The organism is Ercella succinigenes, from assembly GCF_900002895.1.
Genome location: NZ_CDHP01000059.1, coordinates 1 through 24,681, shown reverse-complemented (window position 1 = coordinate 24,681; position 24,681 = coordinate 1). Strand labels below are relative to the sequence as shown.

The following is a 24,681-nucleotide window of genomic DNA, read 5'->3' as shown; positions in this document are numbered from 1 at the left end:
CTTTTATACTATAGGTCTTACTGCTGGATAAACTTGCTTGTATCTAGCAAATTTCTCTTTATACTTGTTGTGTTTAGCTTTATTTGGGATAAAAGTATCTGTAGTAACAACAAGTGCTTTAATTGCTTCTTCAATTGATGAATAAATACCAATTGCAACACTGGAAATTAATGCAACACCTAGAGTTCCAGCTTCATGCGTTTGAACTCTGGTAATAGGAATACCCATCATATCTGCCTTAAGCTGAAGAAATATATCTGACTTGGATAATCCACCAACTACTCTTAATTCATTTACACTTATTCCAGCTAACTGTAAACGCTCTAAGTTAATCATCATTTCAAAATTTATGCCTTCGAGTATTGCTTTGATCATTTCTTCCTTGTCAGTATCAAGTGTTATACCAATTAGAGCACCTCTGGATCCATTGTCCATGTATGGAGTCGCTGTACCTGCCAAATGTGGTAAGAATAACATCTCTGTTTCCCTATCAATTGAACGCTCAATCATATAATCATATATATTCAGATTTGCTTTTTCTGCCACATCATACCATTCTGCTACATAGTTGTTTCTGAACCATTTGAGAGCACTCCCACTGGTCATAGTATATGCGTATGTGACATAAGTATCTGCAAAAATAAACGGTACACAGGCAAAGCAAGATTCATTCATGGCTGCTAAATTTGTAGGTGTACTAAATACAGGCGTTATACACTCAGTTGTTCCGAGTCCATCTACCGCTATTCCTTGTCCGATAACACCTGCTCCCAAAGCAGCAAACACCTGATCATGTCCACCTACCACCAATTTGGGTTTACTCTTTATACCAAGTTCATCGGCTATTGTTTTTGAGATTTCCCCAGCTATACTGCCAGATGGTAATACATCTGCAAACAAATTCTTGTCAATCTGGCATTTTGCAAGTATCTCTTCTGCCCAACTCATATTGAATACATCAAAAGCCATTGTTCTTGCTGCCAAAGATGGCGAACAATGGACAACCGCACCTAATCTATACAGTATAAAGTCAGAAAAGAGAAGTATCTTCCAGGTTTTCTCGTAGACTTCCGGTTGATTCTTGCGAACCCACATTATCTTTGCCAACGAATATGTAGAGTTTGGTGAAACACCAGTAGTGTGATAGAAATCTTCGATGTTAAGATTCTGATACATCCACTCTACTTGCTCTTCACCCCGAGTATCGAAGTAAAATATGCTATCAGCAAGACTATTACCCTTTTCATCAATAAAGATGACTGATTCGCCAAAAGAGGTAACGCCAATTGAGTCAATTTCAAAGATGCCAGTTTGTGTAATAACCTGACGAATGACCTGTTGAACAAAACTCCAAATAAGTTCAGGATCTATTTGTTCACCGTGTACCTCCCGTGCTTTCTTGTTATCATACTCTAGGTAGGCTGAATCTATAATTCTGCCTTCCTTATTTAACAAGCTTGCTTTACATCCTGAGGTACCAACATCTATTCCCAGTAACGCCATTTCATTCCTCCATATATATCTTGAAAAGCAACATATTTTGCTGCTGTTTAAAAACAAAAATTACTTGTACCAGATTTCAAGATATTTGGTAACTATTTCTTGCATTTTTTGATAAATAATTGTCTGCCTATAAACACTAGTATAAAAACCAATATCAGGTTTGTTTTTACAGCTTATTGAGTCACCAAGAAGGCCTTGCTGTTGGAGATTTATTATCATGTCATGGGGTATGATCTTATCAATATTCCGGATTAGCTGCTCCACAAGAACAGGTGTGGTATCACGTTCAAGTGTCGTCCATATATTGACCTTGCAAATGCCGTCGTGAAACAAATCGGCAATTTCTTCTGTGCTAACTGACGAAGCTCCATGAAGTACAGTCTTCTGACCAGTGACATTCTTAATCTCTTGTGCTAAATCACCTCGATAATGAAGTGTAGAAGCTGTTGCACGATGTTCTGTTCCTAAATTAGCCACAAACATATCTGCGCCGGTTGTCTCCAGATACTCTTTTGCTCTTGAAGCTGTAGTCAAGTCATCACCATTAGCTGTATAATCACTTGCTTCCTTTATTTCATCACAGGCTCCCTCAATTACAATTTCCTCACCATGCAGCTCAACAAACTTTCGAGTAAGACGCATATTCTCCTCGAATGGAACAGTTGAAGCGTCATACATAATTGATGAAAATTGCTTCATGTCCCAATTCAGCAATTCAATATCAGTATCATGTTGTATATGATCCAGATGAATTATCACTCTAATATTGGCAAAAGGCGAGAATTCGGACATGAGTGTATGTATATCGTTAAGGAACAACTTAATACCCATCTCCCAATTTTGTGTATGGGTATAATTAACCGATTGCTGACGACCCTTATATAAATTGGTTATTGCTATACTAACAGGAATATCTACCCTACCAATTTTTTCACCATGCTTTTTCACTGCAGTCAATATCGCTTCGGTTGTAGTCAGATTTTCAGTACAAAAACAGGGGATAACCCATTTATTTTTAGCAGCTTCAGCATAAACTGCTAAAACATTCTTTTTCCCAATTATTACTGGCATAATTCTTTCTCCTATTTTTTATTATTGGTCGATTTTTATAAAAAATCGCTCAAGCAAGTACTTAAGAATTAGGCCGACACAATATCGTGCATACTAATTATGATTATACCTGCCCAAGCGATTACATTTTGTTATTACTTTTTTTGAGCACACTTCACTTCTTAGGCATATTAGGGTACTCGCTAAACAGTGGATACAATATCGGCTCATCTTCCTCGATCTCAGGAAATCTACCAGTGATCTCATGAAATCTATTATCAACGTTATCATCATTCATAACTGACACTTCTCCAATCAGACACTTCCCTCCTTCAGCCCAGAACGAGTGATATTGGCCGGTAGGTAAGGTAATGCTTTCCCCTGGATGAATTTCAATTCGCTCTCCTGCAGGAACTTCAAACGTTCTTCCATCCATATAAATTGTAACTGGTGTATCTAATATCTCTTCATTTTCGCCAGAATTGTAGCATTTAACAACAAGTGTACCGCCACCTCTATTGATGATATCTTCCATCTTTTTCCAGTGGAAGTGGTATGGCGTTATCTGACCCTCTTCACTAATAAGCAACTTTTCTGCATATGGTTTTTTATACTTGGGATCATGAAAATTTCCGTTACGTAGTGTGATCATAAGTAGACCAGTCTTATTAAAATCTCCACTTCCAAAATCTGTAATATCCCAACCCAGCATATTGTCTTTGATTTCATCATACTCACTATTTTTAGTCTTCCAATCTTCATATGTCCAAGTAACAAATGGCGGCAGTTTGAAGTTGTGTTCGTTAATGAATTCTATTGCTTCGCGCATAATTTGATTTATTTCTGATCTTTTCATTTAGCACCTCTTTTATTGAAATTGGAAACATAATAATCTTTTTCTATTTGCATAAGGTTGTAATATCTATTCAGACAGTTTTCTTAATTGCTTTTTGGTTCTTTATCATGCTATCCAGTGCAACTGCAGCAATAAGAACAAGGCCTTTTACAAACTGCTGAATATACTCATTGATTGAAAGCATAGTCATTCCATTCGTCAGAATTCCCATAATCATAACGCCAACTATGACCATTGCAATTTTTCCCTGTCCACCCGACATGCTAACACCGCCAAGAACAACACCAGTAATAACGTCCATCTCGTACCCATTACCTGCATTAGGTTGGCCTGAATTAACACGAGCCAATAGAACAATACCTGCTAGAGCACTCATAAAACCAGCAGCTCCATAAACAAAAAACTTAACTTTTTTTACTTGAATGCCAGATAATCTTGATGCTTCTTCATTGCCACCAACACCGTAAATATGTCGTCCTATTCTGGTTTTAGATAATAAGATATAACCTAGAATGAAAGCACCCGCCATGAAGAGAACAGGCACAGGAATTACACCAACATATCCTTGCCCTAGTCTTGTAAATGAGCGATTAAAGCCGAAAACTGGCAGTCCACCTGTGATAATGTAGGCAATTCCTCTAATAGAAGTCATCATACCAAGTGTTGCAATAAATGGTGGAACCTTAAGCTGTGAAATAAAGAAACCATTAGCAAGACCAAGAATAATACCTACTACCAACATGATGACTGATGCTAATACAGGATTCATTGCACCATCAGTCATCATAAGAGCAGCACCTACACCGGACAATCCCACAATAGAACCACAAGATAAGTCAATTCCTCCAGTCAACATAACCAGGGTCATACCTACAGAAATAATACCTACTATAGAAACCTGCCTCAAGATATTAAATATATTATCTCTCATCAAAAATCTATCCGAAAGTGTTGAGAATACTATAACCAAAATTAATAGCACAAAAATTATTCCATAGTTTGTTAGAATTTCTTTGATCTTTTTTGTATCAACTTTTATACTCATGATCAACCTCCATATATTCCAGATGCATATTCAAGAATTAGTTCTTGTGAGAAATCTTTCCGTTCAATTTCACCGACTACTTTCCCAAGCCTCATTATTAAAATTCTATCGCTCATACCAATCAATTCTGGCATTTCAGATGAAACCATAATGATGCTTTTCTTTTCAACATCGGCCAGATGTCTCATTAGATTGTATATTTCCTGTTTGGCACCAACATCAATGCCTCGTGTAGGCTCATCAAAGATAATTACATCGCACTGAGTTGCCAAGACTTTTGCCAGGACTACCTTCTGCTGATTACCACCTGAGAGATTTTTCACAAGCTGGTTGATACTAGGAGTTTTAATTCTCAATTTATTACAATACTCGTCAGATACTTTTAAATCCTTCTTCTTATCAATAAATGGACCTCTACTCATTTCCTTGAGCGAACTGAAAGAAATATTGTTACGAACGGAAAGTCCAAGATGTACACCTTGTCGCTTTCTATCTTCTGGTATTAACCCAATTCCTTTATCAAGTGCGATCCCAGGATTTTTGATTTTAACCTTATTTCCATTTAGCCTAATTTCGCCACTATTTATTGTGTCTGCACCAAATATCGCTTGCATAACTTCTGTTCTGCCGGCACCGACAAGACCACCAAATCCAAGTATCTCACCTTTTCTCAACGCAAAAGAAACATCTTTGATCTTCGCAGTGCAAATTTTATGAACTTCGAGAACCGTATCACCAATTGGTTCAGTTCTCAACGGATAATCTTCCCCTAATTCACGGCCTACCATATATGATATAAGTTCTTTTCTATTTATGTTCTTAGTGCTTTGAGTAGTGACAAACTTGCCATCTCTCATTACTGTGACACGATCACAAACTTCGAAAATCTCTTCCATTCTGTGTGAAATATAGATTATCGTTACATTTGCTTTTTTAAGTTTTTCGATTAAGCGCATTAAAACTTTTGTTTCTCTGTTTGTCAGAGGTGCTGTTGGCTCATCCATAATCAATATTTTAGAGTTTGCGGATACCGCCTTAACTATTTCCACTATTTGTTGATATGCTACACCCAGTTCAGCCACAACACTTGAAGGATTTAGTTCAATTTCCATATCCTTTAATGATTTCCTAGCAGCATCATTCATAGCCTTTTTATTTACAAATATGCCTTTTGTAAATTCTTTACCGAAGTAAATATTCTCGGCAACAGTCAAGTATGGTACCAGATTAAATTCCTGATATATTGCAGCAACACCATTGTTAAAAGCCCAGACAGGATCTATCTTGTCATATTTTTCACCGAAAAGCTCAATTTCTCCTGCTGTTGGGGTTTCTGCACCCGTGATTAGCTTGATCAGGGTCGACTTGCCAGCACCATTCTCGCCTGCTAAAGCATGAACCTCTCCTTCAAGAAATGATACAGAAACATCATCCAAGGCTTTTACACCAGCGTAATATTTACTTAGATGTTTTACTTCAAGTACAGTCCCCTGCATCTATTACCTCCAGTTCAAATCATTTGATTGATTTGCTATTATTTCAGCTGACATGTGCTCCCTCCAAGAGGGAGCACAACCAGTTGCCTGTTTATAGTTAGTACCTGTGATCTGGAATCAACCTTTAGGTGTCCAACCAGCAAGAACATCTTCCTGCCACACTGGATCCATTGGGAAGTATGATACAGGGGCTTCGTCGGGTATACCATTTGTAATCATATCGAGAACTGAATCAACAGTATTCATGCCTGTAACATATGGAGCAAGATCAACAGTTGCACGATAGATACTATTTGGTTCTTTCATTTTTTCAATTGCTTCAGGTGTTGCATCACCACCGCCAATGTAGAAGTCCTCAGTTGCTTTACCCATACCAATAACAGCTTCATAAGCACCAAGAGGGCCTGCATCGTTATTACCAGTGATAACCTTGACATCTGGATACTGTTGCATGATATTCTCTGTAATTTCCATACCTTTTTCTGGATTATCGCCAGCTTGTCTTGCCACTATTTCAGCATCTGGACAAAGCTTTTCGATTGTATCCTGAATGCCGTTACCTCTTTGGACAACAGCTTCAACATTATCCTGTGAAATAATCAAAACCTGAGCTTTTCCGTCTAGCTTCTCGTTGATCCATTTTGCAGCGTTTTCACCTATTGCTACACCATACGTATATTCGTCTAATGTGTGAATGGCGTTTGCATTATCAATTATCTGCGCAAATGAAACAACCATGATGCCTTTTTCTTGCAACTGATCAACTACCTGAACAAGTGCATTTGAATCAATTGGGCATGCTATAACAGCATCAACACCTTGATTGCCAAAATTCTCGAAGTCAGATACTTGCTTAGCTACATCGTAACCAGCATCTACAACAGTAAGTTCCCAACCAAGTTCATCACAACGTGCCTGGACGCCATTCATTACTGATACGAAGTAAGGATTTGCTAACTGTGGAATTGACATTCCAATAGTTACTTTGCCATCACCATTTGTGTCTTCAAGAGCTGTAGTTTCATCTCCGGGAGCCTCAGTTTCATTACTATCACCAGTTGGCGCAGCTGTAGTTGTTGTTTCACCGCCAGGTGTGTCTGAACATCCAACAATAGCCAGTGACAGTATCATAGCGAGAGCGACAATAAGAACAAGTGTCTTTTTCATTTGATTTCCTCCTCTTTTTTGTATCGTTTTTAGCAACTGAATTTTTATTTCCATGCCGAACAGACATAAAAATCTTTTTTATCCCAATTACAGGGGTACACTTAATAAGACTTTTGACACTAAGTCAAATAGTCGGAAAATAAACCATCACACATACGACAGTTAAATGTAAAAATTAAATTTGAATGAATTTCAATTAATCAGTAGCAACCCTCACAAATTAGTAGTTTCAGAACTAATAAAATTAATGGTATTAAATCGTCGTTTCCCTAATTACCAGTTGTGGCTCGACCAAGTATACTTTGCCTTGTTTATCTTCATTTAAGCCGCCATTCTTCATTTGTTCTTCAAGTAAATCCATTGACATCTTACATATTTTATCGAGAGGATGCCTTACAGTAGTTAAAGGCTTCTGAACTAACTCAGAAAACATCATGTCATCAAATCCTGCCAAAGAGACATCACCTGGGATTTTTATCCCTTTCTCATAAAGTCGCTTTAGTATTGCAATAGTCATAATATCATTAATGCATACAATAGCCTCCGGCAAGTTTTGAATAATCTTATCCGTTATTTGATATGCTTCTGGATATCTTGGATGATCAAGCAAGAATACTCTATCCTGATCAACAGTCAACCCGGCCTCTTTGATTGCTGCTACAAACCCTTGGTATCTTAACTTCGCAAACTTAACATTCATGTTAGTACTTACGAAACTAAACACTTTTAATCCTTTTGCAATTAAATATTTTGTAATATCATATTGACCTTTAACAAAATCACACATTACTGTCGCTTCTTTACATTCGCCATAGTTTTCTGTACAGAAAACAAGTGGTACCCCAGCATTTCTAATCATATCTATATGCCGGATATCAGGATCATTCGCAATCATAGGGACAATTATTATTCCTTTAACTCTCTTTGACAGAAACATTTCAATATAAGCCTTCTCCTGATGACTACTGTTGTTCGATATTGCCAGTAGCATCTGGTAACCACGCTCCTCTGCAAGCTGAGTCATGTAATCAACAATTGCACTGTAGAAAGGATTTTGTATTTCTGGAATAATCAATCCCAAGCTGTTACTATCTCGTGTAACAAGGCTTCTAGCAGAATAATCAGGGTAATAATTTAGCTCCTTTGCAACATTAACAACCTTGTCCCGTGTTTCCTTCTTAATTCCAGGACGGTTGTTAAGCGCCATTGAAGCTGTTGCTACAGAAACCTGCGCTGCTCTTGCTACATCTTTTATAGTAACTTTCATATTTATTCTCCTGTTATTGTTAATCTAATATTCTAAGTATGCAACTGATCTATCAATTTACTCTTTAATAAATAATAGCGCAGAGCGTAAAACATAACAAGCAGAATCACTTAAACGTTTCAAAAATATAGCAAAAAAATTTACTTTTCAAAGTTCATCTCTTTATTTTGCTTAGCACATCATGCTATAATTATCTAAACCTATTTGAAACGTTTCAAATATTTTGTTAAGCTAATAAAGAGTTGGCTTTAGTTTAACAGAGCATTCTTAACCATAATAGTACAAAAAAGTGTAAATGTAGCACAATTCTACTTAAGTTCATTTAGGAGGAAGATCATGGTAAGCGGTAGTTTAAAAATCGATACGTTAGCTATAGTCAAGTGTATCAGTAATCTTCAGGTGTTATCAGGTCTTAAAATTCAGATATACTATCTAGACGGAAGCAGTCATGGAGGTGCATTTATCGATCCTGACTTCAAGGGCTATCTAAATGCAGAAACAATAACCTTTACATATGAGATTGCAAATACAGAAAATGCTCAAGTTCAAATTCATTTTAGGTACGATCTTAGTGTATCAATAGAAGTTATTTTATTTGATAGTGATATGTTTGTTCCAGTTGCAGTAATTTATATAGCAAAAGTTGATGACTTGCAGATTGATATTTCAATGCGCGATACAAAAAACATCACTTCCAAATTAAATAAAGACAAAGTTTTTGAAGCTATTAAAGGAACGAAAAAACTGATTGCTTTGTCAGAACTGGTACTTACAATTGCTGATCATATAATTGCAAAAGGCATGATAACAAAAAGAGAGGACACCGTCGGACGTATAGTAGAATATATTAGGATTAACATAAATAATGAGATTAATGCAGATATATTAGCACGCGCGCTGTTCTTAAGTAAAAACAGTATATACAGTGCAATAAAAAATGAATTTGGTATGACATTAGGCCAATATATTCAAGTCGCGCGCTTAGATAAAGCAAGCCAACTGCTTCTAAATACTGACAAAAGTATTATGGAAATATCTGAACATTGTGGCATAGATGATTTTAACTACTTTTCTAGACTGTTTCGTAAAAATTTTGGTTTATCGCCAACAACTTATCGCAAAAATTTCGCATAAAACCAGTTAAGAACCTATGGCAAGTAAGGCTGGTTAATTTCCGATTGAGCTAGGTCTTTCCAATATTCGTACTCTATAAATGATGCGTCTTACTTCATAAATCTGTTTCCTGTATTTGAATATATAAGTGCAAATATGGCAACGCAAAAAATAATACTATTCCTATCCACTGGAGAATCGCGCTATTAATAAGATCGCTGATTGCTGTAATTAATAAGCCTACAACAAATGAAAACATTAAGGCAATAGCGATAAAGAATCATCCACATAAACTCAACCTCTTTATTTGTTTTTGATGCTATTTTTCTACTAATTGGTGATTATATCAATCCTGTTTGTCCAAATATATCCGTTGTAGTTTTTTGGAATTTGACTAAGACTTTCTTTCGTATCAAATCCTTCAGACAACCTTCCTTCTCCTGCAACAACTACAACTCGAGTGTTAACAAACTCCATACGTTCAATAAATTTATTAGGCCACCCCCAAAGAAATTGCGCATATTTTAATGGAAGATGTAATTCCATATTATGTAGCTCCTTCTATTTTCCGTTGATATCAGTGAGGTTTGTTCGGAATCTTCTTTATTCACTTTTTGGGAAAAGAGGATTAACTGAAGATGATTTTCAAAAATTATTCGACAGAGATGGTATTTATTGGACAAGTTTTCACAAATGCTATGATAAAAATATGTTGCGAAAAAAAGATGGCAAATATGCAATGGATAAATTTACGCACACAAGATGTGGAGAAAAATTCCTTCAGAAAGAAATTGACGCATTAAACCCTGAATTACTTATCGTTATGGGCAAAGCAACATGTAATGCTATACATAAAATGGTAAATGAGAGAAAACTTAGGCTTCCTCCCAATTATTTCTTTACGGATTATTTTTACAAGGAACAAGATCAAAATAAAATCGAAAAAATAAGGGAATCCCTAGCTAAAGTTTTGAATTTAAATATTTACATAGAACCATTCGACACAACTATTATGAAAACCACAAAAACAAATGCTGAAGTGCATTACCAGTTTCAGCTATGTGCGGCTCAAGCATTAAGGCTTGCACAAGGAGGTAGTTCAGATTCGCTCCCTTCACCACAATATGAAAATGAAGTTGAGCGACTTTGGATTGAGCAAGTTACAATACCAATCATTAGACGATATCATATACTGCTAAATTACTGGAGTTCTATAGAAAGCTCACTACTTAGCTTTATCTGCAAGGCAAATGAAAGACAGACAGAAATCAATACACTTCAACCTGCAGAAAGTAATATTACCGGTAAAAACGAAATATTACTAGAGAAAATGAGCATATTGAGTGATCATTTGATTGAAAAAGCAGATGCACATTTTTATAGCTTAAAAGGCCGCCGCAACCAGCTATTTCTCGAATGGCGAAAACTCAAATCACGACTTAAAGTTATTAGGACGGTTCGAAATGCAATTATTCATTCATCAGGGTTTATTCCATACAGGACTGTTTTCCATAAGTTCAAAGTAAAGAATTACAAATTAAATTTCGATATCAATACAGAACTGTTATCAAATTGCTTTTCTGGAATAATGGTTATTCCTAACATTGTGTATGTAAAAGACCAAGGAGTGGATGAAATGGATGCTCTTTATCAGCAGTTAACAAATTTTCTAATTAAAGCAGATATTAACTGAGCTATGAGTTTCAGTTAAAACAACCCTCTTAATTTAATATGTTATTACTATTCATAAATTAGCTTAATACTCTCAACACAAGTTGTGTCTCAACACCGCCTAAACGTATTAGTTATACAATGTACTTATTAAATAACCTAACTCAATTCAAATAATCATTATTACAATATTTATTCGGCTGCAATATCTTCTGTTATGCTACAAAAAAATTCTTCTTTCCAAATATCTAAGGCAGCAGTGTTCTTAATGAAAGGAACCACATCTTGTTTGGCTTGTGTATAATCGATTTTCCCGAAACGTTCGTTTAGCATATTTTTAACATCTGATATATCAATTTCTTCGGTGGCTATAAAGCCAGATTGGATAAGTCTTGCTTTTAGATGCTTCAGGTTAACTCTGGTACCTTTTGTCCTATAGAAAACATAATCGCTGTGCCAATTTTTTCTGTTTTGTACTGGAGAAATAATATAGAGTTCGTCGCACAAAGCTTTTTCCGGGGAAGCGATCATAAACCCATACCCTGACTCTGAATGGTAATTTACACCTGCTGGAAATACATTACTCGGAACATCCCTATACACAAAAAGACCAAACCCTGTTTCATATTTTTTCATTTTTTTCAAAAGTTGCCGATGTGAAACTATATACTCCTTCTGGAATAAGTGAATGATAAGCCAAAGCAAATTCAAACGATAAATACGATGATCCGTGAATAGCTGGGGCAAGATAATATCCAGGAATATTTGCTGTTAATCAAGAAAATACAATGCACACCCTTTGGCAGGCTTTCAACGATCTCAAAAAAAGTGGTGTGCATCATCATTTTGTTTCCTCAGTTCAAATAGAAGCAGGTGGGGCGGCGAACCGCCTCCACCCGTTCTGTCATTATCTCTTTAATGTATAAGAGCTTTTTTTCTTTTACCCAGAATGCTTACCACAACAATTCTTGCTGCACAGACACAGGCCAGTAAGCACCAGATCCATGGAAAGCTAACCTCACCAGTCTTAGGGATATGGCTCAGTCCATCCTGCAGGGTTCCTTTCACCAACATAAAGGGTGAAAGACCATAAAGAGGTCCAAACTTAACATTGCCGTCCGCGCCTGCAGTGGCATAGAAAAATTCTAAGGTACCATCCTCCTTTTTATGTACTAGCGTAAACGCCTGCCCGGCGTATTTTTCCTCTAGGGCACATGTCAGGTACATAGCGTTGTCAAGGGATTTCGTGCCGTTTTTCAAAGAAATATCGTATACCCATAATACATCATTCCCGTCTGCCAGCTTGAGCATGTCATTATAAACGCTACCGCTGTTAAGGGCTTGTGTTATCAACAAATCATCGTCCATAAAGCCACTTCCTGTCAACCAAATGGTGGCATCAGATTTGTTCAGATTATTATACACTGTATCAGTAGGCAAGGGAGTAGGCAGGGTGATAGGCGAGGGGGTGGGCATTGGTGACGGTGCAGGTACGGAAATATCTTCTACCACACCTTCCACTGTTACAGTTTGTATTTGCGTGATGTTGGAAATGGTATACACACCGCCGCCATTTGCCGTAAGCAGTTTACCATTTGCCTTGACCGCGAAGTCATCACCTTTATGATATCCGTTAGTAATGACTATGCTAAAGCTAAAGCTGCCGCCGTGGTTCACGGGAGAGGAAACACCATCTTGCATTCTAACAGTATAGCCAATGCCTGATTGGTAGGTCACGGTGTAGGTGTTGGGTGCGTTCTGCATCCACACAGGGTACAAGGTGATGCCTTCATTTCCGGTATAGCTGCCATCAAGGTCAAAGGCTTTTGCTCCGCCGTCAGTGGTGGACCAGCCGGTTTGCGTATAGCCCTCACGGGTAAATATAGCACCTCTTAGTGTCAACGGAACACCGTGTGTCTTGCTTTCTGCTGCCTGACTGCCTGTGCCATTTGTGCCGGGCTGATAGGTCACAGAGTAAGTGTTGACATTCCACACAGGGTACAGAGTGATGTCTTCATTGCCGGTATAGCTGCCATCAAGGGCAAAGGCTTTTGCTCCGCCGTCAGTGGTGGACCAGCCGGTTTGCGTATAGCCCTCACGGGTAAATATAGCGCCTCTTAGTGTCAACGAAACACCGTGTGTCTTGCTTTCTGTTGCCTGACTGCCTGTGCCATTTGTGCCGGGCTGATAGGTCACAGAGTAAGTGTTGACATTCCACACAGGATACAGGGTGATGTCTTCATTGCTGGTATAGCTGCCATCAAGGTCAAAGGCTTTTGCTCCGCCGTCAGTAGTGGCCCAGCCGGTTTGCGTATATCCCTCACGGGTAAAGGTAACGCCTCTTAGTGTCAATGGGATACCCTGTGCCTTGTTATCTATTACCTGACTGCCTGTGCCATTTGTGCCGGGCTGATAGGTCACAGCATAGGCAACACGGATCTCCACATAAGTATGGCTGGAACTCCAAATATACGGTCCTACGGCAAATACTCCGTCACCTGATGAGCGCCACTGATAGCTTGACGAATTTTCCGGCAAAGCAGGGGCATGGCTCATGGCTTGCTTGCCACTCTTAATGACTATCGTATCGACGTGGTCAATCTTTAGTTGATTGCAAGAGATTGCCTCAGCGTGGCTGCTTGCCATGTTCTCCACCGTGCCGCCTTTGAGGGTCAAGATGCCATTACTATTGACGATGGCATGATCTTCACTGCCTTTAACTGTACCACCTTCTACGATTATTTCTCCTGTACCTGTACTCGATATTCCCGTACTGCCTGTTATCAAGCCGTCGAGTATGAGCACCTTGCCTAAGCTCTCGTTTCTGATGGCATAGGATTGGGATGAGCTGCCAACAGTACCCCCGTCAATTTCAAGCACAACGTCGTCAGCCGTACCCGCACCATCAGCAATATAGATGGATTCAACTTTGTCGGCGGATATGGTGGCCTTGCCTTTTACAATGATCTTACCTTTACCGCTGCTTTGAACCACAGCACCATCGTCTGAAAGTGTATCTTCTTTCGTAATTTTGCCGCCTGTGCTACTGTTATCAGTAATGGTCAACACGCCACCGCCGTTGTAGCTTATGGTGCTGCTGTCCATGCTGTTGCTGCCACCGCTTAAAGTTTTGCCGTTTAGGTCTAGAGTGAAGTAATGGTTGATTTCTTCATCGATATAAATCTTCTCTGTGCTGTCCCTCTGAAGCGTAATGGTCTGATTATTCTCAACCGCATCTATCGCCTCTTGCACCGTGGCGTAGCTCGTGCTACCGATTTTCGCAACTATAGGCACAAACTCCAGGTACTTGTAGTTGTTGATATTATCAGGATTATATGTTTCAACACCGTCTGTACCGTTTATATCCGTAGCGGCTGTTTTTACAATGGTATCGGTCAATCCCGGTGCCATGGACATGGCCTTACCAGCACCCTTGATGGTAATAGATGAATCACTTTTAACGGACACACTTCCACTATCCACATATATCGCAGTGCCTGTATTGGTGTTCTCCACTGTGCCTCCGGTGATTTCGAGCGAAGCATTGTTTGTTATATAAATCGTACTCAATTCGCTATAGAGGGATACGGGTCTACCGGTGACAAGAGCAGTACCACCGATAGTGAGTTTACCTTTGCCCATATGGAAAATCGCAATATCATCACCAATATTTTCAACCCGGCCGCCGGTCACGCTAACACTGCCGGAACTAAATTGTGTAGTGAAAATCACACTGCGTCTGCTGCTTAGTATGCCGCCGGTCACGCTTATATTGCTTGATCTTTCGGTGTAAATTGCACCATCTGTGCCGCTTATCTCACCTCCGCTTATGCTTATGTTGCCATAACCAACGGCATAAACACCATAGCCACTATGGCCGGTACCTCTTACTTTGCCTCCGCTTATGCTTGTGTTGCCAGTGCTGCTATTTTCGCAGTAAATCGCATGGAAACCGCTTAATTCACCGCCGCCAATAAGCACACTACCTCTGTTACGAATAGCGTATGCATTAGCATTAGAATCCACAGCTTGCACCGTACCACCAGTTATGTTCACAGTACCCGTATTCTCGTTGAAAATTACTGTTAAATAGTTGCTGATTACCTCGCCATCAGTCACACTCACAGTTCCTTTATTGTAAATCGTAGTGTTGTTTCCACTTATTTCACCGCCGTTAACGCTCACGGTGCCGATACCATCATTATAAATCGCATATCTCTGACCACTCATCATAGATGAATCCGTTCTTTCTACCTTGCCTCCGTTAACGGTTACGTTGCCAGAGGAAATAAAAATTGTATGCTGGTTATTATTAGTACTGGTATTTATGATAGTACCGCCATCAACAACAAGGTTGCCGCCATTAACATTAATTGTGCCACTATTGCTATCAATGGTTTGACGACTGACAGTACCGCTTCCGCCATCGCTACTGTCAGCAATGGTCAGCGTACCGCTATTTATCCTAATGGCGCCGCTTAGCGACGTGCCGCTTAGCGTTCTGCCGTTTAGATCCAGAGTAGTAGCACCTTGCATAAAGGTTACCGTATCGGCTACTACATCAGATAGAAGCTCAATATACGCTATACCCTCCTCTAATCCATTTGCGTAGGTAACAGCATCTTCTAGGGAACCGTTGCCTACCCACGTATCAGGCTTCGTACCATCTGCTGTAACCACGCCCCATTGAGTTTTAGGCGAGTCTGCCATTGTCGAAACCGGCAGTATAGTAAGTGCCATGCACAGGATAAGTAATCCACTTAGTAATCGTTTTTTCATAATTATTCCTCTCCATTTCTGTATATCATTTTGCATCTACATGTTGGATGGCTCGATAGCCTAACAGAAAAGCCGGAAGCCTGTTTACAGGCTTGTATCGGACTGCTTCATAGTTTTTTACCGCTTCGCAGTAGATAGTCCGGCTTACATTCAGGGAATGAGTCGCAGCTCCTTTGTATGGTCCTTCGTATATCTCTGCATATCCATCCTTGTGAATACTGATTTGCCGGATAGAATTTTCCACACTTCGTTTTGCCTGCAACAACTCCCTGTGAGCTGTTACAAACCAGAGAGCCACCAACCCCGCTGTACTTATCCCGGCAATTACCCAGGCAATCCAGACTGGCATGAACATACCCTCCTTCTATTTAGGAAATAAATATTAATAACATATTGCTTCTGTTCCTCCATCAATGCCAGAGGGACATAACCTATTTACGGCTACGTTATTGCCAAAGCAATTTCTCCGCCCAAGTTAATGCCCCACAATATAATAATAGTAGGATTTGTTCAGCAAAACGCTTTTATGTATGAACGGTGGTGTTTTATGACGTAAAAGGTCATGAAGGAGTTATTCACCCAAGCAATTTATGGTAGAATAGGAAATTATGTTTTTACATTTATGAATGGGGGCGATCAAATATGCGTATTGCTGTTTGTGATGATGATATTCATGATCTGAATAAGCTCTCGGATTTTCTGAATGACTATCGAGACAAGACGAAAGCGTGTTTTACTTACATCACTTACTCGGATAGTATTGCGATTCTGGAGGATGCACGCAAATGCAGTTTTGATTTTCTAATTTTGGATATCATGATGCCGCTGGCAAACGGGATGGAGATTGCCCATGAAGTCAGGGAGTTTGACGAAAACATTAAGATCGCTTTTTTGACCTCGTCACCGGAGTTCGCGGTGGAAAGTTATTCAGTAGAAGCATTTGCCTACCTACTGAAGCCTGTCACGGCAGATAATCTTTTTCCAATTCTGGATAGACTGTTTCGCACTGCTCAAAAACCAGATGACGGCTTGTTCGTCAAATTTCAAAATGGCATGGCTAAAATTCCTTTCTTCAGGCTTGCCTATGTGGAAGTCACCAACAGAACACTGTTATTTCATTTGACGGATGGTAGTGTACGAAAACTGGCTGCACCGCTTTCTGAATATGAAAACGCCCTTTTACAAAGATCGGAATTTATTCGCGTACACAGGGCTTTTATCGTCAACCTATGGCAAATACAGGAACTTCGCTCTACAGATATCGTGACTTATACAGGTAACGTGGTACCGGTTTCACGGCGACTTTATGCAAAGGTGCGCAAGGCATATATGGACCAGCTATTTGAGGAAAATGGTTTTACGTGATGACTATAATCCCTTTAGTGCTGCAAACACTTATTTATGTCCTTTTGATGTTTGAAAAAAACAGAAGGTTCTATCTGCTGATTTTCCTTCTCCGGAGGTATTTTACGAAGACAGCTTACATTCCAAACAGCCGTTACTGCTGTTCGGTGGGCTTCTTTGTTTTATTACATAATTGATAAAATTTCTAAATGCTATGCAATACAGTTACAGAGCAATCCAGTAGGCCATGATTGAAACAAGAAATACAACGATTGTCAATATCTTATCCCGGGAGGTTAATATGCGGCCATTGCCGCTTTTCGTGATCAAATTGAAATTTTCGATTAGAACTGCAAAGCTCCAGCCGACGACAGGACTGATCGCAATACCCAGGACAAAGCATATCAGTGCAACGGAAGCAGTTGTTTTGTCCTGAATGGCGCTAAGACCAATTTCCAGCATGGGCAGGAAAACACCAAGCAAAAGCACAAGCCAGACAAGCGCTGGAAATACTGATATATCAATGGGGAATCCCAGCAGCGCGAATCCTATTCCTATGAAACCAAGTAAAAACGCACTACCACCTATGGGTCTTTTTACAGTTGCCAAAGGGATCATAAAACTGCGCCATACAGCCGCAGTCTGAGCACCGCCCAACAGAACACCTACTAGGTTTCTTATTGTCACGACGATGAATGTGGCATTCATGTTAAGCATCGCACGTTCCGTTTTGGGTGGATAATGCATCTCCTGCAATGTTTTGATCGCAAGTGCGTCAAGCGGCCACATAGTCATTACCAGCAGCGCGAAGGGTGCTGCAGCTATGAAATTTGGAAGGCTAAGACCAAAACCGATTCCCCATCTATCATTCCACCAGTAAACGGGATTAATAATCGGCAGTCCAGGACTTGTCTCAAATGAGGGGAATAGTCCGTAAAGCGATGCGATAATCAGAGAAAGTAATGCGCTAGCGGGAATGATCAGCCATTTTGCGTTCAATCTTGTCAGCAAAAGGTAGAGAATCACCCCTAAAAAAATCACAGCAAAAAACAAGCTGTCTTTTCCGCTGCCTGCTGCCCATGTCCGAAGATTTTGCAGTGAGCTGGTTACCCCCATGACACCAAAAAGAAGCAGGATGCCTGCCTTGGTACCGGCTCCGTTAATATTCACTATATCCTGAAAATACCCGTTTCTGGCAAATGTGAAGCCGGCCAGGCTGATCATAATGGCAAAAGGTACTGGGTGAACGCCTGCTGCGATCATGACCGGCACAAGCGGTATTAAAGGTGCCAGTGTTCCAGGCGGGCTGGCAGATGGATTGATAAATCCACTAAAAAACAGAGCGAATATACTGGCTATTATTATTTCCAATCTGACGTTTTCTGTGATGAAAGTATGGTCAGTAATTCCTAACCCCGTTGCCCAGGCCATAGCAAACGCAGCAACAAGTGATATTTTACCGATAGTGCCGGCCAAAGCTGGAATCAGATCTTCCCGCCTTATGGTATAGTCTCTAAACGGCAGATTGATTGCCCACAGCTTCGGATTATATTTGATCAGATCCTGATTCAGTTCATTTTTACGCTGTTTAACATCAGCCAATACTGTCCCTCCTCATCTATTATGCTTGTCAGCCTAGGCTACCTCTGATCTTGCCCATTTTGATAATCCACTCATTAAGTATTTTTTGCTCTTCTCTACTGTCGCTGAAAAGGTCGATCTGTTTTCCAAGAAGGTGCAGCAAAATGGGTCTGACGGATCTGAGCAGGGTGTGATAGAACTCAACTTCGCTACTTTCATTGCTGCCATTATCCTCGTAATCTAGCTGACAGATATTTAGAATCTCACAGACCATATTACAGTCCTCCTGGTATTCACTCCGAGCACTTTCGTCGATAATTCCTCTTGATATTCTTGTATTAACAAACTTTGACGCAAAAGTAAGATCACTTGTGAGCTGGGGGTAAAAGCTTAAAAGCTTGCTGATCCCTTCACCACCATACTTTTCTTTAATTTCATTTAGTGCTCGTCCAATACCAATAAACTCCGGCGGCAGTCCCAATGTATAGAGAGACGCAGTAAATGAGATGGCACGCGGCACAGCACTTTCAATGTCGGTATTGATCGCCAGTAATTCTTCCTTGAGTTTCGCATCGCTGACCAAATCTGCAATCTCCTGCATACAAGCGATTTCTCTGATATATTCCAGACCAGTCTTTGTACTGGAAAGGCGGTCACGATTTTTTGGCATGTACTGCGCAACCTTGTTGACTTTATCGATTAATTTGATGAACGTACGAACATAGTGTTTTACAGAAATACCAATGAAATGTTTCATCAGTTCAATATCATCAGGTGTTAAAAATTTGGGGCTGAGCCCGGCAATTTTTGTTTTGAGATTTTGAACAACACGTGTAGTTTCGCTCTCGCCATGATCATATCTAATGCCTGACTGGATTGTATAAGTTCTAATCCCTGCGTAATTATTGATCAATGTATCAAGGTTTTCTTCTGTCATATGTCCTCTGAAGGGCAGGGCACCACAACCTAAAATGGGTGCGATTTCAATATTATTCCGATTTCCCCAAGCACAGGTCTTGTTAATTGCAATTAAAACCGATAATACTGATGCAAGCATGCTATAGGACATGGCAGAGTCAGAACGGGCAAACATGATACGTATGTTTTTTGTTTTCAGCCCTTTACTTGAAGTGTTTTTGAAATACTCGTCCAGAATTTTATCTGCATTTACAAGTGTTGGTACACTTTCCAGCAGAGGTATAATGCTGATGCTGTCCGGTGAAAACTTTACATCATAGTTTTTGTTTCCCAGTTCAATAACAGAGCTGATACGGTCATAAAGTTGTGAAAGTTCATGTCCGGATTCAATCATGGGCACAACTGACTCGCGAATCGCTTGAACTTGTGTCTGCTTATAAGCCAGCGCATTTGTCTCGACCAGCGCCATGATACTCATCAGCTGCCTGAATATCGGTTCTTTTTTTGCGTTGGGTATTCTTGGTGTGATGAAAACGTCTTTTCCAGGAACCAGACCATTTTTTATCAGGCCGACAGCCACCTGCATCGGCTGATGATAAGGTGTCAGTTTTCCTTCAAAGTCTATCATTATTTCTTCTATTCCAAGACCACCATCTTCTTGTGATGTCAGAGCGTGAATCGTCTCTTCAGGCTCATTTTGAATTGCTATATATTTATCGGCATTATCTGGATGCTGCGTTGCCATAGAACTTGGATATTTATTCATTACATTCAACCTCCTTGCATATTTGACATCTTTTGTAAAACTTAATTGGTTTTTTATGCATCATGGGTCAGATTTGAAGATCAACTCATGATATTTAGACTGATATATTTTTGTTCAAAAAAACCAATACTCAGATCCCATGAGGAATTTGAATACTGGTTCACTGTGCGGCTAGTGCATGACTATCCGGCTTAGTCACCCAACATCAATCAGGTTTTAATTGTGTTTTTGTGTATCGTATTTATCAAATGTATATTTAGCTTCTGTATATTGACTCATTGACTATGCTCTTCCGGTCAACTCAATACCGGCCTAGACAATCCATGAGTCTATCTTTCTAGTGTGTTCAATTATTGAATCCTCGCCTTATTTCTGCTTAGGCACTTGCTATCCAGTACCTAAGCTCTTCTATATTGAAATTAAATATTAAGACTATTTATCACACCTTTTAAGGCATCTGCACTTTTATGCAACTTAACTTGCTCTTGTTCTGTAAGAGGTGTAAGAATTCTACCAGAAACACCGCCCTTACCGATAGTGGACAATGTACTTAAGCAAACATCTTCAATGCCATATTCACCTTTCATCATTGTGGATACTGTAAGTGATGTCTCAATGCTGTTGAAAAGACATTTACATATATGGCAGACAGAAACTGAAACAGCATAATAAGTTGCACCTTTGCGGTCTATAATTTTGGCACCTGATTTACGCATGTATTCTTCAACTTCTTCATAATTAAGCTTTGGAATCATTCTGTCAGATTCAAGGCATTCATGGTATTTATCAATATCAATACTTGATATGTTTGCCAGTGACCAAGGCACAAAAGATGTATCTCCATGCTCACCAAAAACATAAGCATGTACATTTTTCTGACTTATTTTGTAGTACTCAGACAATCTTGCCCTTAACCTTGCAGTATCAAGAATTGTTCCGGATCCTATAATCTGTCCTTCGGGTAATCCTGAAACTTTATGGAATACATAGGTTAGAATATCAACAGGATTGCTGACAACTACATATACGGCATCAGGTGCATACCTGGTAATTTCAGGAATAATGCTTTTTGTAATATCAACATTTGTTTGTGCAAGGTCTAAGCGGGACTGACCAGGCTTTCTTGGCAAACCAGATGTAAGTACAACTATATCTGATTCAGCAGCATCACTGAAGCTACCGGCATAGATTGTAGCAGGTGGGCAAAAAGGAATGCCCTGACGTATATCCAAAGCCTCGCCTAGTGCTTTCTCTTTATTAACATCAATAATGACAATTTCAGATGCAATTCCATTTACTGCCATTGTATATGCTATTGTTGAACCAACATTACCTGTACCAATAATTGTTACTTTCTTACTCATATAATGTTCCTCACTTTTCACTTCCACTCAAATTTACGCAAACGTTTGCAGAATTCTATTTTCCTTAACTGTTTCACTAAATACTATAAATCAGAATACTGTTTAATGGTTATATAAATGAAGCATATCGATATTCTGTTATCGATATATAGTTATCGATAATGAAATATTGATATGCTCTTCTGACAATTCGATTTGTGCAATGTGTATATATTGCTAGAAAATTATGCTTTCAAACAACCTTTCTTTTAGCTTGCGCGCAAGCTAATCCCGGAAAGCAACCATGTTTTCATTTTCCACCGATACAGATACCGCTATAATTCCTACATACATACTTAAACGTTTACATAAATTGGAAAATTTTGAGTAAACATCAGATAAATAACGAATTTACATAGGAACGAAGAGATGCATTAATTAACAAACAAAAAAAGTTTATCACAACTTGTCGTGAAAGTGCGATCATATAAAAGTGCTGTACTTTGGCCGGAGCACTGGCTTTTCCTCTTTTTTTGCACTTCTGCAATAATATAAGACATCTAAAAACATTGATTTCTTAAACTCAAACTATAGTAAACCTGAGCCTTCTAATTTAAAAAAATCAAGAAGAGTTTTCCTAAAGCCTTCCCTTGCTTTAACAGGATGATCGTGACCCATTTTTTCAATTTCTAAAACCCTACAATCTGATTTTAAGTCACTAATAGATTTGATTGATTTTTTTATTACTTTCAACTCTTTTTCACCACTCATAAGTAATATTGGTGTTTTAACCATGCCAAAATGGGCAAAATCTTCAATATCCAAACCATCTGAAAAATAAGCCACCCAAGTTTTAAGTGTAACTTTTGACCAATAGTCTAAAAAAATACGTTCTTTTTCTTCGCTCAAATTTAAAAAATTAACAAATATCCTGCCCATTGTTTTTGATCTTAGCAGTGGGTACATGACACGAATATAAGTCGTCATTAATGGTAAAGTAATTTTTGACACACTTAACATTGGACTACTGATAATGGCTTTCTTAATCAAATCTTCTCTTTGAGCAAGCAAACTGAAGGCCAATATACCACCTAGAGAATGGCCAACAACATACACATTGTCCTTTCCCAAACTTTCAATGATTTCAATAATCCCATCCACCGACGCATTTAAATTGTAGAGCCGTTCCACTTCATTGCCCGTGCCCAATATGTGTGGTACAACCAAATGATATTTTTGACTTAAATCATACATAAATTCAAACATGTCCAAGACACCAGCACAGTGTAATAAGACAATAGTTTCGTTCTTCCTATCCCCATATTCGTTGTAAAACATCCTAAGCACTCCCTATCAGTTCCAGGACTTCCTGAACATACAAATCACCAGACTTCATAGCAAAATCGATTTTCGAAGTATTTTTTACTAAGAGCTCTATGACAATGATACCACCTAAAGATGCACCGATTGCTAAGAGCAGTTTTCCTTCTAAATGCACTCTCACATAAGTCATTATCTCTTCTTCTAAAGATATTCTTCTAAATAAACCGCTTTCTTAAAAAATTCAATCAAATCGAGTCCTTCTGCCACCATCTCTTCATAAGATTTTGCAAGTGCCAAACCCTCCTGACGTAACCCATCTCCGCACCAATTGATGCGCTTGATCAAGTTGATGATATCTGTTCCTTCCTTAAATTTGTACCTATCCATGTTTTTAAGCAATCGTGCCATCATATCTGCTTCTGATTTTTTGTTTTTTTCAATGATTGCATTGGCAAGCCATTCATCTTCTTCATCGTTTGCTTGAATGACAAAATTGTACAAATAAGGGTATTCTCGAAGCAACTTTAACTTTAGCATCATGCTTTTCTCAATGATCTTAAAAAAATCGTTCTCTTCGAAATCAAATTGATCATCCACTTTTTTCTTAAGTTGTTCTATGGCGTATTCATATAAATAGAGATAAAAGATGCGCTTATTTTTAAAATACTGAAACAAAGACCCCTTGGCAATGCCTGCCTTGTTGGCAACGTCTTCTGTCAAAGCATCCTTAAATGCATGCTTTGAAAAAATGTCCAAGCCTGCGTTAATGATGCGCAATTGTTTTTCAATGGCTAGTCTCTTAAATAGTGTGTTCATTTGCCTTTCCTTTCATTGTCAAACAAAGATGACTGACTCAGTTATCAGTCTAATTAAATGACTGAGAAAAACAAGGGGTAAAAATAGGAATGAGTTTTGGTTTTTAGGGGTGTGGAGGTTTAAATTAAACCCAATGTCATGGTTGCAGTGATAAGCTAAAATTCAGACTGTCCGAACAATCAAAGCAATTACAGTATAGCTATGATAAAGAAGAACGCATTCATACATTGGCGTATGATGGACCTATGTCAATAGTTTGGACAGAAAAAGTTGAACGATTTCAGGCCGCTTTTGCAAATTCCTCCTCCTTCTCCTGCGGCGTCATGTAGTTAAGAGCTTCGTGGATTCTTTTGCGGTTATACCAGGATTCAATATATTCAAAGAGAGCTTTTTGTGCCTCTTCAAAATCGGCATAAACGGTGGCGTAGACTTCTTCCTTTTTTAAGACTGCATGGAAGGATTCTATACAAGCATTGTCGTAGGGGTTTCCTTTTCGACTAAACGAATGCAGCATTTTTTTGTCTGTCACATAGTCTTCAAATATCTGGCTTGTGTACTGGCTGCCTAAGTCGCTGTGAATAACAATGCCGGTTGTGTCCTTCACATTCAGTGTGGCATTTTTCAAGGCCTGTGTAGCCATCTC

21 protein-coding genes are annotated in these 24,681 nt (G+C 39.0%); 3 read left to right on the top strand and 18 right to left on the bottom strand.

The features are described 5' to 3' along the window. Nucleotides 1-3 precede the first annotated feature (3 nt). From AC0KSB_RS12450 to AC0KSB_RS12420, 7 genes are all read right to left on the bottom strand, one after another. On the bottom strand, nucleotides 4-1,503 hold the full coding sequence (locus AC0KSB_RS12450) for an FGGY-family carbohydrate kinase (protein ID WP_472309751.1): 1,500 nt from the start codon (nucleotides 1,501-1,503) through the stop codon (nucleotides 4-6). 60 nt (nucleotides 1,504-1,563) lie between these two features. Further along, nucleotides 1,564-2,574: a class II fructose-bisphosphate aldolase gene (locus tag AC0KSB_RS12445; RefSeq protein ID WP_472309749.1), complete on the bottom strand. Its 1,011-nt coding sequence runs from the start codon at nucleotides 2,572-2,574 to the stop codon at nucleotides 1,564-1,566. A 154-nt stretch (nucleotides 2,575-2,728) separates the two neighbouring features. Then, the gene (locus AC0KSB_RS12440) at nucleotides 2,729-3,409 is read right to left on the bottom strand and encodes a D-lyxose/D-mannose family sugar isomerase (protein WP_472309747.1); all 681 of its coding nucleotides are present in this window, start codon (nucleotides 3,407-3,409) and stop codon (nucleotides 2,729-2,731) included. A 70-nt stretch (nucleotides 3,410-3,479) separates the two neighbouring features. Further along, nucleotides 3,480-4,454, bottom strand: a complete 975-nt coding sequence (locus AC0KSB_RS12435) for an ABC transporter permease (protein WP_472309745.1) — start codon at nucleotides 4,452-4,454, stop codon at nucleotides 3,480-3,482. 2 nt (nucleotides 4,455-4,456) lie between these two features. Further along, the gene (locus tag AC0KSB_RS12430; protein ID WP_472309743.1) at nucleotides 4,457-5,950 is read right to left on the bottom strand and encodes a sugar ABC transporter ATP-binding protein; all 1,494 of its coding nucleotides are present in this window, start codon (nucleotides 5,948-5,950) and stop codon (nucleotides 4,457-4,459) included. A gap of 117 nt (nucleotides 5,951-6,067) precedes the next feature. Continuing rightward, the gene (locus AC0KSB_RS12425; protein ID WP_472309741.1) at nucleotides 6,068-7,117 is read right to left on the bottom strand and encodes a sugar ABC transporter substrate-binding protein; all 1,050 of its coding nucleotides are present in this window, start codon (nucleotides 7,115-7,117) and stop codon (nucleotides 6,068-6,070) included. Nucleotides 7,118-7,370: 253 nt separating this feature from the next. After that, nucleotides 7,371-8,384: a LacI family DNA-binding transcriptional regulator gene (locus AC0KSB_RS12420; protein WP_472309739.1), complete on the bottom strand. Its 1,014-nt coding sequence runs from the start codon at nucleotides 8,382-8,384 to the stop codon at nucleotides 7,371-7,373. A gap of 336 nt (nucleotides 8,385-8,720) precedes the next feature. Between AC0KSB_RS12420 and AC0KSB_RS12415 the strand changes: the two genes are divergently transcribed. Further along, nucleotides 8,721-9,518, top strand: coding sequence for a helix-turn-helix transcriptional regulator (locus AC0KSB_RS12415; protein ID WP_472309737.1), 798 nt, complete (start codon nucleotides 8,721-8,723; stop codon nucleotides 9,516-9,518). 309 nt (nucleotides 9,519-9,827) lie between these two features. On the opposite strand, the gene AC0KSB_RS12410 is transcribed toward AC0KSB_RS12415, so the two are convergent. Further along, nucleotides 9,828-10,043, bottom strand: a complete 216-nt coding sequence (locus AC0KSB_RS12410) for a hypothetical protein (protein WP_472309957.1) — start codon at nucleotides 10,041-10,043, stop codon at nucleotides 9,828-9,830. Here AC0KSB_RS12410 and AC0KSB_RS12405 point away from each other — a divergent pair. Next, the gene (locus AC0KSB_RS12405; protein WP_472309735.1) at nucleotides 9,958-11,190 is read left to right on the top strand and encodes a uracil-DNA glycosylase family protein; all 1,233 of its coding nucleotides are present in this window, start codon (nucleotides 9,958-9,960) and stop codon (nucleotides 11,188-11,190) included. The two genes, AC0KSB_RS12410 and AC0KSB_RS12405, sit on opposite strands and share 86 nt — an antisense overlap. A gap of 170 nt (nucleotides 11,191-11,360) precedes the next feature. On the opposite strand, the gene AC0KSB_RS12400 is transcribed toward AC0KSB_RS12405, so the two are convergent. The 3 genes from AC0KSB_RS12400 to AC0KSB_RS12390 all read right to left on the bottom strand — a co-directional run bounded on the left by AC0KSB_RS12400 (nucleotide 11,361) and on the right by AC0KSB_RS12390 (nucleotide 16,296). Continuing rightward, nucleotides 11,361-11,813: a hypothetical protein gene (locus AC0KSB_RS12400; RefSeq protein ID WP_472309733.1), complete on the bottom strand. Its 453-nt coding sequence runs from the start codon at nucleotides 11,811-11,813 to the stop codon at nucleotides 11,361-11,363. 270 nt (nucleotides 11,814-12,083) lie between these two features. Further along, nucleotides 12,084-15,947 (bottom strand): beta strand repeat-containing protein, encoded by a 3,864-nt coding sequence (locus tag AC0KSB_RS12395; RefSeq protein ID WP_472309731.1) that lies wholly within the window; start codon nucleotides 15,945-15,947, stop codon nucleotides 12,084-12,086. 25 nt (nucleotides 15,948-15,972) lie between these two features. Continuing rightward, on the bottom strand, nucleotides 15,973-16,296 hold the full coding sequence (locus AC0KSB_RS12390; RefSeq protein ID WP_472309729.1) for a hypothetical protein: 324 nt from the start codon (nucleotides 16,294-16,296) through the stop codon (nucleotides 15,973-15,975). Between the two features lie 293 nt (nucleotides 16,297-16,589). Here AC0KSB_RS12390 and AC0KSB_RS12385 point away from each other — a divergent pair, with 293 nt between their 5' ends. Beyond that, nucleotides 16,590-17,312: a LytR/AlgR family response regulator transcription factor gene (locus AC0KSB_RS12385; protein WP_472309727.1), complete on the top strand. Its 723-nt coding sequence runs from the start codon at nucleotides 16,590-16,592 to the stop codon at nucleotides 17,310-17,312. 204 nt (nucleotides 17,313-17,516) lie between these two features. Here the strand turns inward: AC0KSB_RS12385 and AC0KSB_RS12380 are convergent, their stop codons facing one another. The 7 genes from AC0KSB_RS12380 to AC0KSB_RS12350 form a co-directional block, all read right to left on the bottom strand. Continuing rightward, nucleotides 17,517-18,893: a DUF3360 family protein gene (locus AC0KSB_RS12380; protein ID WP_472309725.1), complete on the bottom strand. Its 1,377-nt coding sequence runs from the start codon at nucleotides 18,891-18,893 to the stop codon at nucleotides 17,517-17,519. 28 nt (nucleotides 18,894-18,921) lie between these two features. Beyond that, nucleotides 18,922-20,556: a phosphoenolpyruvate carboxylase gene (gene ppcA, locus AC0KSB_RS12375; RefSeq protein ID WP_472309723.1), complete on the bottom strand. Its 1,635-nt coding sequence runs from the start codon at nucleotides 20,554-20,556 to the stop codon at nucleotides 18,922-18,924. A gap of 419 nt (nucleotides 20,557-20,975) precedes the next feature. Next, nucleotides 20,976-21,920, bottom strand: a complete 945-nt coding sequence (locus tag AC0KSB_RS12370; RefSeq protein ID WP_472309721.1) for an L-lactate dehydrogenase — start codon at nucleotides 21,918-21,920, stop codon at nucleotides 20,976-20,978. A 567-nt stretch (nucleotides 21,921-22,487) separates the two neighbouring features. After that, nucleotides 22,488-23,237 carry an alpha/beta fold hydrolase gene (locus AC0KSB_RS12365; RefSeq protein ID WP_472309719.1) on the bottom strand — a complete coding sequence of 250 codons (750 nt, stop codon included), beginning with the start codon at nucleotides 23,235-23,237 and terminating at the stop codon, nucleotides 22,488-22,490. 1 nt (nucleotide 23,238) lies between these two features. Next, the gene (locus tag AC0KSB_RS12360; protein ID WP_472309717.1) at nucleotides 23,239-23,412 is read right to left on the bottom strand and encodes a hypothetical protein; all 174 of its coding nucleotides are present in this window, start codon (nucleotides 23,410-23,412) and stop codon (nucleotides 23,239-23,241) included. Nucleotides 23,413-23,423: 11 nt separating this feature from the next. Next, on the bottom strand, nucleotides 23,424-24,038 hold the full coding sequence (locus AC0KSB_RS12355; RefSeq protein WP_472309715.1) for a TetR/AcrR family transcriptional regulator: 615 nt from the start codon (nucleotides 24,036-24,038) through the stop codon (nucleotides 23,424-23,426). A gap of 280 nt (nucleotides 24,039-24,318) precedes the next feature. Beyond that, nucleotides 24,319-24,681: transposase (locus tag AC0KSB_RS12350; RefSeq protein ID WP_472309713.1), on the bottom strand; the 363-nt coding region annotated here is incomplete at its 5' end.